Raw genomic sequence first — 12,555 nt, 5'->3', positions numbered from 1 at the left:
CGGTCAGGTCCGGCGTACTCCGTTATGGGGTGACATGTCCGGAGACCTGCACAAACCCTCCACTCCCGTGAACAGGACCGTGATCGACGTGAAGGTCGGCATCCCCCGCGAGGTCAAGAACAACGAGTTCCGCGTGGCCATCACCCCCGCCGGCGTGCACGAGCTCGTCCGAGGCGGCCACGAGGTCTTCGTCGAGCAGGACGCCGGCGTCGGCTCGTCCATCCCGAACGAGGAGTACGTCTCCGCCGGTGCGACGATCCTCCCGACCGCCGACGAGGTGTGGGCCGCCGCCGACCTGGTGCTGAAGGTCAAGGAGCCGATCGCGGAGGAGTACCACCGTCTCCGCAAGGACCAGACCCTCTTCACCTACCTGCACCTGGCGGCGTCCCGCGAGTGCACCGACGCGCTGCTGGAGTCCGGCACCACCGCGATCGCTTACGAGACCGTCGAGTTCGCCAACCGCCAGCTGCCGCTGCTCGCCCCGATGTCCGAGGTGGCCGGCCGGCTCGCCCCGCAGGTCGGCGCGTACCACCTGATGCGCTCGGCCGGCGGGCGCGGGGTGCTCCCCGGCGGCGTCCCGGGTGTGGCCCCGGCCAAGGCGGTCGTGATCGGCGGCGGCGTCTCCGGCTGGAACGCCGCGCAGATCGCCGTCGGCATGGGCTTCCACGTCACCCTGCTCGACCGGGACATCAACAAGCTGCGCGAGGCCGACAAGATCTTCGGCACCAAGGTGCAGACCATCGTCTCCAACGCCTTCGAGCTGGAGAAGGCCGTCCTGGACGCCGACCTCGTCATCGGCGCCGTCCTGATCCCGGGCGCCAAGGCCCCCAAGCTCGTCACCAACGAGCTGGTCTCCCGGATGAAGCCCGGCTCGGTGCTCGTCGACATCGCGATCGACCAGGGCGGCTGCTTCGAGGACTCCCGTCCCACCACGCACGCCGAGCCGACCTTCGCGGTGCACAACTCGGTCTTCTACTGCGTCGCCAACATGCCGGGTGCGGTGCCGAACACCTCCACCTACGCGCTGACCAACGCGACGCTGCCGTACATCGTCGAGCTGGCCAACCGCGGCTGGCGCGAGGCGCTGCGCCGGGACGCCGCGCTCGCCAAGGGCCTCAACACCCACGAGGGGCAGGTCGTCTACGGCCCGGTCGCCGAGGCCCACGGCCTGGACGCCGTCGACCTGGCCACCGTCCTCGGCTGACGCCGGCTGGTCGACTGATCGATTTTTCTCGCGTTGGCGTCAACTTGTCGCCAATCCGGTACGCACGGCCGGGTCTTGAGTCTCAAGGCCCGGCCGTTCGCGTGGAACCATACTGTTTTGCCGATTCGTCCCCCCGCGAAACATCCCCGGCGTCGTCGTTACACCCTTGACAGCGAGACGTTCGGTTGCCGACACATCGTGCCGTGTCCGGTGGATTGTGTTGCTGTGAACCACCGACACGCCATAGAGTCGCCAACCGTCGGCATGCTGCAACGCTGACCTATTGAGAAGTTTCCTGGTCACCAAGGAGGTAAGACGACTTGTGAATGAGTCGACATTTGCTCCCGGGGGTGGTCAGCCAGGAATGACCGTGCAGACCGACGGCTCCGCACGGCTCGAACCGGTGGCCTCCGTGGCCGTCCGGACGTTCGAGGCGCGCAGGACCGGGACAGACAACGAGACGCGTTACGCGAACCCCATGGCGCACTACGAAGAAGAGCTGCAGGACGGTCAGTTCTACGACCCCGACGCGGAGTACGAACCCGACCCCGAGTACGCGGCCACGCTCGCACCCGACGCGGCGCGCCAGCGCCGTGAGCGCGTGGGCCCCACCGGCCGCCCGTTGCCGTACTTCCCGATCCCCGGCCCACTGACGGACCACGGCCCGGCGAAGATCATCGCCATGTGCAACCAGAAGGGCGGCGTCGGCAAGACGACGTCCACCATCAACCTCGGTGCCGCGCTGGCCGAATACGGCCGCCGCGTCCTCCTGGTCGACTTCGACCCGCAGGGCGCGCTCTCCGTCGGCCTCGGCGTCAACCCGATGGAACTGGACGTCACGGTCTACAACTTGCTGATGGAGCGCGGGCTCTCGGCCGATGAGGTGCTGCTGAAGACCGCGGTGCCCGGCATGGACCTGCTGCCCAGCAACATCGACCTGTCGGCCGCGGAAGTCCAGTTGGTCAGCGAGGTGGCCCGCGAGTCCTCGCTGCAGCGCGCGTTGAAGCCGCTGCTGCCCGACTACGACTACGTCATCATCGACTGTCAGCCCTCGCTCGGCCTGCTGACCGTCAACGCCCTGACCGCGGCCCACCAGGTGATCGTCCCGCTGGAGTGCGAGTTCTTCGCGCTGCGCGGTGTCGCGCTGCTCACCGAGACCATCGAGAAGGTCAGGGAACGGCTCAACCCCGAGCTGGAGCTGGACGGCATCCTCGCCACGATGTACGACTCGCGCACCGTGCACAGCCGCGAGGTGCTGGCGCGGGTCGTCGAGGCCTTCGACGACCACGTCTACCACACCGTCATCGGACGGACCGTCCGCTTCCCGGAGACGACGGTCGCCGGTGAGCCGATCACCACCTACGCCTCCAATTCGGTCGGCGCCGCCGCCTATCGCCAGCTCGCCAGGGAGGTGCTCGCCCGGTGTCACGCCGAGTGAGTCTCCCGGGGGCCGACGAACTGTTCCGCACCACCGGGGGGCGGGGGCTCCAGTCCGCGACGCCGCGGCAGCACGCCAACGGCGAGACTCCCGGCACGGGCACGGGCCCCGGCGGCGGCCCCGGCACGGACTCCGGCGCGCCCGGCGAACGCCCGCTGCGGCCCGTGCCCGCCCCCGCCGAGGAGCCGGCGCCCGAGGAGGCGCCCGTCAGCGAGTCCGCGGCGCCCTCCGAAGCCGCCGAGCACGGCGGACGGGACGCCGGCACCGACCCCGGCACCGCGCCCGCCCCCGCGGCCCGCTCCGTCCCCGAGCAGGCGGGTCCGTCCGGTCCGGCCGTCCGGCGCGGCCTGCAGGCCCCCGGAACGGGCTCCACGGGCCCCCAGGCGGCTCCGCAGCCGCCGCAGCCCCCGCAGCCGCGCCGCAAGTCCGGTCGGGCCCCCAGGCGGCCCAGCGGGCGCGAGCGCCACGACGAGAAGATCACCGTCTACGTCTCCGCCGAGGAGCTGATGGACCTCGAGCACGCCCGCCTCGTCCTGCGCGGGGAGCACGGGCTCGCCGTGGACCGCGGGCGCATCGTCCGCGAAGCGGTCGCGGTGGTCCTGGCCGACCTCGAATCCCGCGGCGACGCGAGCATCCTCGTACGCCGCCTGCGCGGCCGCTGACGCGCTCCGCGCGATACGGTGCCGTCCTCCGTACGGCCCCGTCAGCACCATCTGGACCCCCATGCCCCCCGACGACACCGCCAGCCCGCAGCGCTCCCGCCGCCTCCTCGGCCGCGGTCCCGGCGCGAACCCCGTGCCGCCTCCGGCCGTGGCCGACGAGGGCGCGGGCGAGGCGGGCAGTGACTTCGGCCACACCGCGCCCGCGGCGCCGCCGCCACCTGCCGCCGTCGAAGCAGCGGCGGAGGCCGTCCCGCAGCCCGAGGGGCACCTGCTCGTCGCGGAGCCGCCGCCCGCACCGGAGGCGGGGGACGACGGACCCCAGGCCGCGCCGGACGGGGAGCCGCAGCCTGCCGGCGAGCCGGGTGACGAGCCGGGTGACGAGGGGAACGCCGAGGAGGGCGCCGCCGCGAACGACGGCCGGTTCACCGTCCGGCTGGCGAACTTCGAGGGCCCCTTCGACCTGCTGCTGCAGCTGATCTCCAAGCACAAGCTCGACGTCACCGAGGTCGCCCTGTCCAAGGTGACGGACGAGTTCATGGCGCACATCCGCGCCATGGGACCGGACTGGGACCTGGACCAGACCACGGAGTTCCTGGTCGTCGCGGCGACGCTGCTGGACCTGAAGGCCGCGCGCCTGCTGCCCGCCGCCGAGGTGGAGGACGAGGAGGACCTCGCCCTGCTGGAGGCCCGGGACCTGCTCTTCGCCCGGCTGCTCCAGTACCGCGCCTACAAGCAGATCGCCGCGATCTTCGCCGAGCGGCTGGAGGCCGAGGCGCTGCACCACCCCCGCACCGTGGGACTGGAGCCGCAGCACGCCGAGCTGCTGCCCGAGGTGGTGCTGAGCATCGGTCCGGAACGCTTCGCGCAGCTCGCCGTCAAGGCGATGCAGCCGAAGCCGAAGCCGCAGGTGTACGTGGACCACATCCACGCGCCGTTGGTGAGCGTCCGCGAGCAGGCGGAGCACGTCATCGCGATGCTGCGCGAACGCGGCGAGGCGAGCTTCACGGAGCTCACCTTCGACGCCCCCGACACCCTGACGGTCGTCGCGCGCTTCCTGGCACTCCTGGAGCTTTACCGGGAGAAGGCGGTGGCGCTCGAGCAGGAGGAGGCCCTGGGTACGCTCCGGGTCCGCTGGACGGGTGGCGAGGCGGCACCGGCCCAGCCGCTCGTCACCGACGAATTCGACCAAGTGCCGGCCGCCGCGAAGGACGGGAAGGATGGCTGACGTGACGGAGGTGACCGGGGTGACCGAGGCGGTCGAGGGGACCGGTGAGGCGGCGGAGGGCGCGCCCGCGGGGCTGCTGTCCGTGGCGGAGCTGGAGCTGAGGCCCGCCCTGGAGGCGGTCCTGATGGTCGTCGACGAACCCGTCACCGAGGAGACCCTGTCGAAGGTGCTGGAGCGCCCGCGCCGGGAGATCGCGATCGCGCTCCACGACCTCGCGGAGGAGTACGCCGCGCAGGGCCGCGGCTTCGACCTGCGCCTGATCGCGGGCGGCTGGCGGTTCTACACCCGGCCCGCGTACGCCGCGGCCGTCGAGAAGTTCGTCCTGGACGGCCAGCAGGCCCGGCTGACCCAGGCCGCGCTGGAGACGTTGGCGGTCGTCGCGTACCGGCAGCCGGTGAGCCGGTCCCGGGTCTCCGCGGTGCGCGGGGTCAACTGCGACGGCGTGATGCGCACCCTTCTGCAGCGGGGTCTGGTGGAAGAGTGTGGGACGGAAGCCGAGACAGGTGCGATCCTGTACAGGACGACGAACTACTTCCTGGAGCGGATGGGCCTGCGCGGCCTGGACGAGCTGCCCGAGCTCGCCCCGTTCCTCCCGGAGGCGGCCGCCGTCGAGGCGGACTCCCTGGAGGGCGTCCCCTCATTCGACCCGGACTCGACGACGGATACTTGATGCGAAGCAGTAGCGGCAGCGGCAGGAACAGCGGCGGCAACCGGAATCCCCGGGGTGCCGATGGGGGCACGTCCCGGTCCAGGACCGGGGGGCAGCGCGACGACCAGCAGAAGCGCGCGGGCCGGCCCCGTCCGGAGGAGCGGCGCTACGACGTCGGCGGCAGCTCCGGCGGCCCCGGTGGAGCGGGCGGAGCCGCCAAGCGCGGCACCGGCGGCAGGCCGGGCGGCACCGGCGGCAAGCCGGGCGGTGCCTCGGGCAAGCCCCGCAAGTCCACGCCCGCGCGCCCGCGCGAACTCGACGCCCAGATCGAGGAGCGCAACCGCGAGCGGCACAGCAAGCCCAAGCTGAACCTCCCCAAGACCTTCCCGGGCGCCGAGCAGGAGGGCGAGCGCCTGCAGAAGGTGCTGGCCCGGGCGGGCATGGGCTCGCGCCGCGCGTGCGAGGAGCTGATCGAGCAGCGCCGTGTCGAGGTGAACGGCAAGATCGTCACCGAGCAGGGCCTGCGCGTGGACCCGGACAAGGACGAGGTGCGCGTCGACGGGCTGACCGTCGCCACGCAGTCGTACCTGTTCTTCGCCCTGAACAAACCGGCCGGCGTCGTCTCCACGATGGAGGACCCCGAGGGCCGCCAGTGCCTCGGCGACTACGTCACCAACCGCGAGACCCGGCTGTTCCACGTCGGGCGGCTGGACACCGAGACCGAGGGCATCATCCTGCTCACCAACCACGGCGAGCTGGCCCACCGTCTGACCCACCCCCGCTACGGCGTGCAGAAGACGTACCTCGCCGCGATCAACGGCGTGCTGCCGCGCGACATCGGCAAGCAGCTCAAGAGCGGCATCGAGCTGGAGGACGGCTGGGCCCGCGCCGACAGCTTCCGCGTCGTGCAGCAGACCGGCAAGAACTACCTCGTCGAGGTGACCCTGCACGAGGGCCGCAAGCACATCGTCCGCCGCATGCTGGCCGAGGCGGGCTTCCCGGTCGACAAGCTGGTCCGCACCAGCTTCGGCCCGATCGCGCTCGGCGACCAGAAGTCCGGGTGGCTGCGGCGGCTCACCAACACCGAGGTGGGCATGCTCATGCGCGAGGTCGACCTCTGAGCCGTCCGGTCCCCGCCGTCACGGGCCGGTCCGCGCCCCCTGCCGGACCGGTTCTCTGACCGGCTTCCCATCGGATAAGGACTTTCCCGGAGGACGCCGTTCCGGGAAGGATGGCGCCATGACCATCCACGCCGAACGTCTGCGCGGGGCCGGGCTGCCCGAACTCTCCCCGGTCCTCGCGCAGCAGGGACACCCGTTGCTGTTCGCCACCGTCTCCGGTGCGCACCTGTACGGCTTCCCGTCCCGCGACTCCGACGTGGACCTGCGCGGCGTCCACCTCCTCCCGCTGTCCGACCTGATCGGGCTGCGGGAGGGCGAGGAGACCCAGACCCGCATGTGGGAGCAGGACGGCCTCGAACTCGACCTGGTCACCCACGACCTGCTGAAGTTCGCCCGGCTCATGCTGCGGCGCAACGGCTACGTCCTGGAGCAGCTGCTGTCCCCGCTCGTGGTGCACACCAGCGGCGTCCACGCCCAACTGGTCGACCTGGCACCCGGGGTCATCACCAGCCACCACGCCCACCACTACCGGGGCTTCGCCCGTACCCAGTGGGAGCTGTACGAGAAGACCGGCGAGCTCAAGCCGCTGCTCTACACCTTCCGGGTGCTGCTGACCGGCATCCACCTGATGCGCACCGGCACCGTCGAGGCGCACCTGCCGACGCTGCTGGACCACGTCACCGCCCCCGGGTACGTCCGCGAACTCATCCACGAGAAGGCCGTCGCCGAGCACGGCCTCGCCATGGACCTCGACCCGCGCCGCGTCCGCGCCGACGTCGAGGCCCTGCACGCCGGTCTGGACGACGCGCAGCGGGACACCCGGCTGCCCGGCGAGCCGGCGGCCTACGACGCCCTCCACGACCTGGTCGTGCGCACCCGGGTGGCCGCGGCGTGAGACGGGCCGCCTCGGGGGCGATGGCGGGGCTGGCGATCGGTGACGCGCTCGGTTTCCCCACGGAGTTCAACGACGTCCCGTCGATCCTCGCCAAGTGCGGTCCGTGGCGGGAGATGGAGCTGCCCCGCCCGGCCTTCGTCACCGACGACACGCAGATGACGCTCGCCCTCGCCCGCGGGCTGCGCACGGCGATGGACCGCGGCCCCCTCACGCCGTCCCGGCTCGCCCGCCCGGTGCGCGAGGAGTACGTCGACTGGTACCACTCGCCCGACAACAACCGCGCCCCCGGCCGCACCTGCCTGGTCGCCTGCGAGAAGCTGGACCACCCGGACCGGCCCTGGCAGGAGGCCAGCCAGACCGGCTCCAAGGGCTGCGGCGCGAACATGCGGGTCGCCCCGGTCGGCCTCGTCCCCGGCCTGCGCCCCGAGGAAAGGGCGGGGGCGGCCCAGTTGCAGTCCGCGCTCACCCACGGCCACCCCACGGCGCTCGCGGCCTCGGACCTCACCGCGCACGCCGTCCACCTGCTCGCTCAGGGCGCCGCGCCCGCGGAACTGACCACCCTGCTGCGCGGCTACGCGATGGAGCAGCGCGACACGTACCACGAGTGGTGGCTCGGCGACCTGTGGCTGCGTGCCCAGGACCACGGCCCGGTGGCCTTCGTCCGGCGCGGCTGGGACGAGTGCCTCGGGGTGCTCGACCGCCTCGACGAGGCGCTCGCGGCGCCCGACCGGGAGGCCGACCCGTGCCTGGCCGGCGGCGCGGGCTGGATCGCCGAGGAGGCGTTCGCGACCGGCCTGCTGTGCTTCCTGCTCTTCCCCGACGAACCCGTCACCGCGGTGCGCCGGGCGGCGTGCTCCTCGGGGGACTCCGACTCCATCGCCTGCCTGACGGGCGCCTTCGCCGGCGCGCACCACGGTCTCGCGGCCTGGCCGGACGCCTGGGTGGAGCGCATCGAGCACCGCGACGAACTACTGGCCCTCGGCGCCCTCTGGGACGGTGACGGCGGCTGACGCCCGCCGGACCCGGACGAGGAAGTCCTCGACGCGGGCCCGGTCCGGCTCGTCCGGGAGCGGACTGCGCGGCGCGGCGGCCTCGGCCTCCCCGTACAGCCGGAGCATCCAGGACTCCGTCTCGGACCAGCCGACCTCGCCGCGCTTGACCGCCAGCAACCGCTCCCGGTGGTCGCCGACCCCTATGCGCAGTTCGCCGGTGCGCAGCAGGTCGCGGGCGCTGATCAGCAGACGCAGCAGGTGCATGGCGTGCTTCCAGCGGGGCGCGCCGTGCGTGCGGACGTCGGCCTCCAGCTTCCGCAGCTGGCCGGTGGCGTAGCGGGCGAAGCTCTCGTGGACGTGCCGGGACAGGAAGGCGCCGCGCAGGGCGAGCAGTTCCTTCCCGGTGTCGTCCACGTGCTCGACGAGCGGGGAGTGGAGGCACTCCAGGATGTTGGGGTTGGCGCGCAGCGCGAGCTCGCAGAACCGCTCCAGCTCCCAGGAGAACTGCTCGGGCTCCGGGCCGTCCACGTGGCGGGGCGGCTTGTCGAACCGCCAGAAGAGCGGCGTGGGCGCCACGTACACCCCGCGGCGGTCGGTGTCACTGCCGTCCGTGGCCAGGCCGAAGGCGCGTGAGCCCATCACACAGGCGTAGACGGTGTGCCGGCGTACGAGGTCGTGGTCGCGCATGGACGGGGATCGTACGGGCTACACGAGGAAGATCTCGCCGTCTTTTTCGGTGATCTCCTCGGGGGGAAGCGGCTTCTTGGCCGGTCCCGCGGCCACCGAGGCGTCGGTGATGCGGAACTTGCTGCCGTGGCAGGGGCAGTTGATGGTGCCGTCGGAGACGCTGTTCACGATGCAACCCTGGTGGGTGCAGACGGCTGAGAAGGCCTTGAACTCGCCGGCCTGGGGCTGGGTCACCACGACCTTCTTGTCCGTGATCACCGTGCCGCCGCCCACGGGCACGTCGGCCGCCTTCACCAGCGCCGCGCCCTCCCCCGACGGGGGAGCGGAGGCCGGTGCCGAGCTCGGCGCGGAGACGGGCTCCGAGGCCGGTGGTGGCGCGGAGGTCGCCGCCGCGGGCGGCGCGCTCTCTTCGCCGTACTTGCTGCAACCCGCCAGCGCTGCCGTGGACAGCAGCACCATGCGTCGCTTCATGTCGTCACCCCGACCGTTCTGAAGAACCACAACGCGGACGTAAGCCACAGCACCGTCAGCGCCGTGAAGACCAGCCCGCCGACGACCGGCAGCAGCCAGCCCGGCAGTCGCTCGGCCCGCAGCAGCAGCATCTTTGCGGTGAATGCCCCGAAAAAGAAGCACCCGAGCAGCGAGTGCCCCATCACGCGGCTGCTGTACGTCTGATAGCCCAACGCGTACAGGCAGTGCACGGCGACCGGGATGGCCAGCAGGAACGCGATCCGGCCCGACCAGCGGTGCAGCCCTCCGGTCCAGGAGGGGGCGCGGACGCCCGGCACCTTGCCGTACATCACCAGCGCCGAGACCGCCTGCACCAGGGCGAAGGCGAAGGCGGCCGTGGCGAGCCAGGACTTGACCGCGCCCGTGCTGGAGAAACCGGCCAGGTTGAAGGCGGTGCCGGCCGGGTCGTGCACCCTGCCGTACGCGCCGAGGGCGACCGCGACCGCCGCGGCGGCGACCGCGGGGACGAGGAACACGGCGACCCGCCGGCGGGGGCGCGGTGACGGGGCCGGGAAGGACGTGGTGGCGGCGTTCGGGTCCACGTTCATGGGGCGCTCCTGCTCCTGCCTGCGGGCGGACGGTCAGGGGATCGGCCGTGCGGTGAGCTGCGTGCCGTCCACGGTCACGGCGCCGGTGGCGGGGTCGATGACGGGCGCCGCCGACGGTTCGCCGTCGCGCGAGACGATCCCCACCTGCTTGCCGTTCGGGAGCACGATCCAGCCGCCGACGACCCGCGCGCCGCGCACCGAGGCGGTCGCCCGGTACAGACCGGACGGCTTGACCGCGCGCTGCGCGGTGAAGGGCTGCTCCACGCCGGTCAGCCGCACCTCGCCGGTGACGCGGCCGCCCTCCAGGGTGCCCTCCAGCGAGGCGCCCCGGTCGCCGGTCAGGCGCATGCCGCCGTCTTCCCGGACGTCGCCGCGCAGCCAGGCCTCCTTGGTGCGCCCGTCGCAGACGTACGCGACGGCCTTGCCGTCGCGCAGCGCGATCGCGACGCTCGCCGCGTCGTCGCCGGTGCGGCCCGCGTAGTCCGCGTCCGGGCGGGGGACCGCGGTGCTGCGGGACGGGGAGGCCGCGGGGGCCGACGACGGCGGGGCGGCGGACGGCGTCCGGCTCGCGGCCGGCGGGCCGCCGCCCTTCGGCCCCACCTGCGGCGGTTCCGTCGTCGCGTTGAGCGACAGCATGATCAGCGCGAGTGCCAGCCCCGCGAGGAGCGTGTGGAGCGGTCCGGAACGCTTCATGTCCGCCTCCCCCGAGGCCGCGCGGTCAGGGCACCATCGAAGCGGACGGCCCGCCCCGCGTCCAGGGGCGTGTCAGGACGAAGCGGCGCTCACGACCACACCGCCAGCGCCACCGCGCGACCCTCCGTGTCCCGCTGCACCTCCAGCATCCCGACCACCGCGCTGCGGTTGATGCGCCCGTACACGTGCGGGAAGCGCGTCTCCTGCGGGACCCCCGGCGGCGGCACCGGATCGGCGTCCTCCCACAGCACACGGGCCTCCAGGGCCTCCTCGTCGATCAGCAGCACCATCAGCGGGCCCGGGGTGCCCCGGTAGAAGGCGTCGGCGACGGCGAGCGCAACCGCCTCGTCGGGCGCGCAGTGCACGAACCCGTCCTCGGCGAGCGACGAGGGCGCGTACGGACGGTCCGGGTCGCGCAGCCAGTCGTCCAGCGGAACAAGGTGGAAGATCATGCTTCATGGTGTACCGCAGCACCCCTGGCGTCTCGCAGGGCGGGCGTGTCCGCCGCGCCCCGTCCGCCCCGACTACGCTGACCAGGTACGTGCGCGCAGCAACACAGGGAGCGATGACGTGGCGGTACGAGCGGTCCGCGGAGCCGTCCAGCTGGAGCGGGACGAGGCGGAGCACATGCACGAGCAGGTCGCCGAGCTGCTCACCGCCATCCTGGAGCGCAACGGCATCGCGGTGGACGACCTGATCAGCGTCTGGTTCACCGCCACCCCGGACCTCCACAGCGACTTCCCGGCGGTCGCCGCGCGCAAGCTCGGCATCACCGACGTGCCGCTGATCTGCGCGCAGGAACTCGACATCGCCGGCGCCATGCCCCGGGTCGTGCGCATCCTCGCCCACGTCGAGTCCGGCCTGTCCAAGGGTGAGATCTCCCACGTCTACCTCGGCGCCGCGGCCGCCCTCCGCAAGGACATCGCCCAGTGAGAACCGCCCTCGTCATCGGTACCGGCCTCATCGGCACATCCGCCGCCCTCGCGCTCGCCGCGCGCGGCGTCGAGGTCCACCTGGAGGACCACGACCCCGCCGTGGTGCGCACCGCCGCCGCGCTCGGCGCGGGCACCGACGAACCCCCGTCCGGCCGGGTCGACCTCGCGATCGTCGCCGTGCCGCCGGCCCACGTCGCCGCGACCGTCGCCGACGCCCAGCGCCGCGGGCTCGCCCGCGGCTACCTGGACGTCGCCAGCGTCAAGGCCGGACCGCGCCGCGACCTGGAGGCGCTCGGCTGCGACCTGACCTCGTACATCGGCACGCACCCCATGTCCGGCCGCGAGCGCTCCGGCCCCCTGGCCGCGACCGCCGACCTCTTCGAGGGCCGCCCCTGGGTGCTCACCCCGACCCCGGTCACCGAGACCGAGGTGCTCAACCTCGCCCTGGAGCTGGTCGCGCTCTGCCGCGCCGTCCCCGTCGTGATGGACGCCGACGCCCACGACCGCGCCGTCGCCCTCGTCTCGCACACCCCCCAGCTGGTCTCCAGCATGGTCGCGGCGCGGCTGCAGCACGCCGAGGACAGCGCGGTCCGCCTGTGCGGCCAGGGCATCCGCGACGTCACCCGGGTCGCGGGCTCGCAGCCCGGCATGTGGATCGACATCCTCTCCGCCAACCCCGGCCCGGTCGCCGACGTCCTCGCCGATCTCGCCGCCGACCTGACGGAGACCGTCGAGTCCCTGCGGGCTCTGCAGTCCGCGGACGACGTCAAGCGCCGCGACGGCGCCGCCGGCATCGAGGACCTCCTCCGCCGCGGCAACGCCGGCCGGTCCAAGGTCCCCGGCAAGCACGGCTCCGCCCCCAAGTCCTACGACGTCGTCGCCGTCCTCATCGGCGACCAGCCGGGGGAGCTCGCGCGGCTCTTCGGGGACACGGGGGCGGCGGGGGTCAACATCGAGGACGTGCGGATCGAGCATTCGACGGGGCAGCAGGCGGGT

Annotated in this window: 15 protein-coding genes; 10 read left to right on the top strand and 5 right to left on the bottom strand. The window is 72.8% G+C overall.

All coding sequences use genetic code 11. The features are described from left to right. Positions 1-88: 88 nt before the first annotated feature. The 8 genes from ald to PV410_RS28200 all read left to right on the top strand — a co-directional run bounded on the left by ald (position 89) and on the right by PV410_RS28200 (position 8,204). Positions 89-1,204: an alanine dehydrogenase gene (ald, locus tag PV410_RS28235; protein ID WP_500328598.1), complete on the top strand. Its 1,116-nt coding sequence runs from the start codon at positions 89-91 to the stop codon at positions 1,202-1,204. A 364-nt stretch (positions 1,205-1,568) separates the two neighbouring features. Continuing rightward, positions 1,569-2,642 carry a ParA family protein gene (locus tag PV410_RS28230; protein WP_499511083.1) on the top strand — a complete coding sequence of 358 codons (1,074 nt, stop codon included), beginning with the start codon at positions 1,569-1,571 and terminating at the stop codon, positions 2,640-2,642. Next, a complete protein-coding gene (locus tag PV410_RS28225) occupies positions 2,639-3,304 on the top strand; it encodes a hypothetical protein (protein WP_500328564.1) in 666 nt (221 codons plus the stop codon). Before PV410_RS28230 ends, PV410_RS28225 begins: the two co-directional genes overlap by 4 nt. Before the next feature lie 61 nt (positions 3,305-3,365). Beyond that, positions 3,366-4,529, top strand: a complete 1,164-nt coding sequence (locus PV410_RS28220) for a segregation and condensation protein A (RefSeq protein ID WP_500328562.1) — start codon at positions 3,366-3,368, stop codon at positions 4,527-4,529. Continuing rightward, positions 4,522-5,199, top strand: coding sequence for an SMC-Scp complex subunit ScpB (gene scpB / locus PV410_RS28215; protein ID WP_500328560.1), 678 nt, complete (start codon positions 4,522-4,524; stop codon positions 5,197-5,199). Before PV410_RS28220 ends, scpB begins: the two co-directional genes overlap by 8 nt. After that, positions 5,199-6,299: a pseudouridine synthase gene (locus PV410_RS28210; protein WP_500328558.1), complete on the top strand. Its 1,101-nt coding sequence runs from the start codon at positions 5,199-5,201 to the stop codon at positions 6,297-6,299. Before scpB ends, PV410_RS28210 begins: the two co-directional genes overlap by 1 nt. Positions 6,300-6,417: 118 nt before the next feature. Further along, positions 6,418-7,194 carry a nucleotidyltransferase domain-containing protein gene (locus PV410_RS28205; RefSeq protein ID WP_500328556.1) on the top strand — a complete coding sequence of 259 codons (777 nt, stop codon included), beginning with the start codon at positions 6,418-6,420 and terminating at the stop codon, positions 7,192-7,194. A 20-nt stretch (positions 7,195-7,214) separates the two neighbouring features. After that, entirely contained in the window at positions 7,215-8,204 is a 990-nt protein-coding gene (locus tag PV410_RS28200) for an ADP-ribosylglycohydrolase family protein (RefSeq protein ID WP_500328596.1), read from the top strand. Here the strand turns inward: PV410_RS28200 and PV410_RS28195 are convergent. The 5 genes from PV410_RS28195 to PV410_RS28175 all read right to left on the bottom strand — a co-directional run bounded on the left by PV410_RS28195 (position 8,163) and on the right by PV410_RS28175 (position 11,076). Continuing rightward, positions 8,163-8,873, bottom strand: coding sequence for a nucleotidyltransferase domain-containing protein (locus PV410_RS28195; RefSeq protein ID WP_500328554.1), 711 nt, complete (start codon positions 8,871-8,873; stop codon positions 8,163-8,165). The genes PV410_RS28200 and PV410_RS28195 overlap by 42 nt on opposite strands. A gap of 18 nt (positions 8,874-8,891) precedes the next feature. Beyond that, positions 8,892-9,344, bottom strand: a complete 453-nt coding sequence (locus PV410_RS28190; RefSeq protein ID WP_500328553.1) for a Rieske (2Fe-2S) protein — start codon at positions 9,342-9,344, stop codon at positions 8,892-8,894. Then, positions 9,341-9,931, bottom strand: coding sequence for a DUF6529 family protein (locus tag PV410_RS28185; RefSeq protein ID WP_500328552.1), 591 nt, complete (start codon positions 9,929-9,931; stop codon positions 9,341-9,343). The genes PV410_RS28190 and PV410_RS28185 overlap by 4 nt, the downstream gene beginning before the upstream one ends. A gap of 33 nt (positions 9,932-9,964) precedes the next feature. Beyond that, a complete protein-coding gene (locus PV410_RS28180; protein ID WP_500328550.1) occupies positions 9,965-10,624 on the bottom strand; it encodes a hypothetical protein in 660 nt (219 codons plus the stop codon). Between the two features lie 89 nt (positions 10,625-10,713). Continuing rightward, complete coding sequence (locus tag PV410_RS28175) at positions 10,714-11,076, bottom strand: DUF952 domain-containing protein (RefSeq protein ID WP_500328549.1); 363 nt, start codon at positions 11,074-11,076, stop codon at positions 10,714-10,716. 118 nt (positions 11,077-11,194) lie between these two features. Here PV410_RS28175 and aroH point away from each other — a divergent pair, with 118 nt between their 5' ends. Together aroH and PV410_RS28165 are read left to right on the top strand one after the other, a co-directional pair. Beyond that, the gene (aroH, locus tag PV410_RS28170; protein WP_500328547.1) at positions 11,195-11,557 is read left to right on the top strand and encodes a chorismate mutase; all 363 of its coding nucleotides are present in this window, start codon (positions 11,195-11,197) and stop codon (positions 11,555-11,557) included. Further along, on the top strand, positions 11,554-12,555 hold a 1,002-nt coding region (locus PV410_RS28165; protein ID WP_500328545.1), incomplete at its 3' end, for a prephenate dehydrogenase. The genes aroH and PV410_RS28165, both read left to right, overlap by 4 nt.

The sequence above is a fragment of the Streptomyces sp. PA03-5A genome (assembly GCF_033792725.1).
Classification (GTDB): domain Bacteria; phylum Actinomycetota; class Actinomycetes; order Streptomycetales; family Streptomycetaceae; genus Actinacidiphila.
The sequence above is the reverse complement of the archived record's forward strand: the minus strand, read 5'-3'. Positions and strand labels throughout refer to the sequence as shown.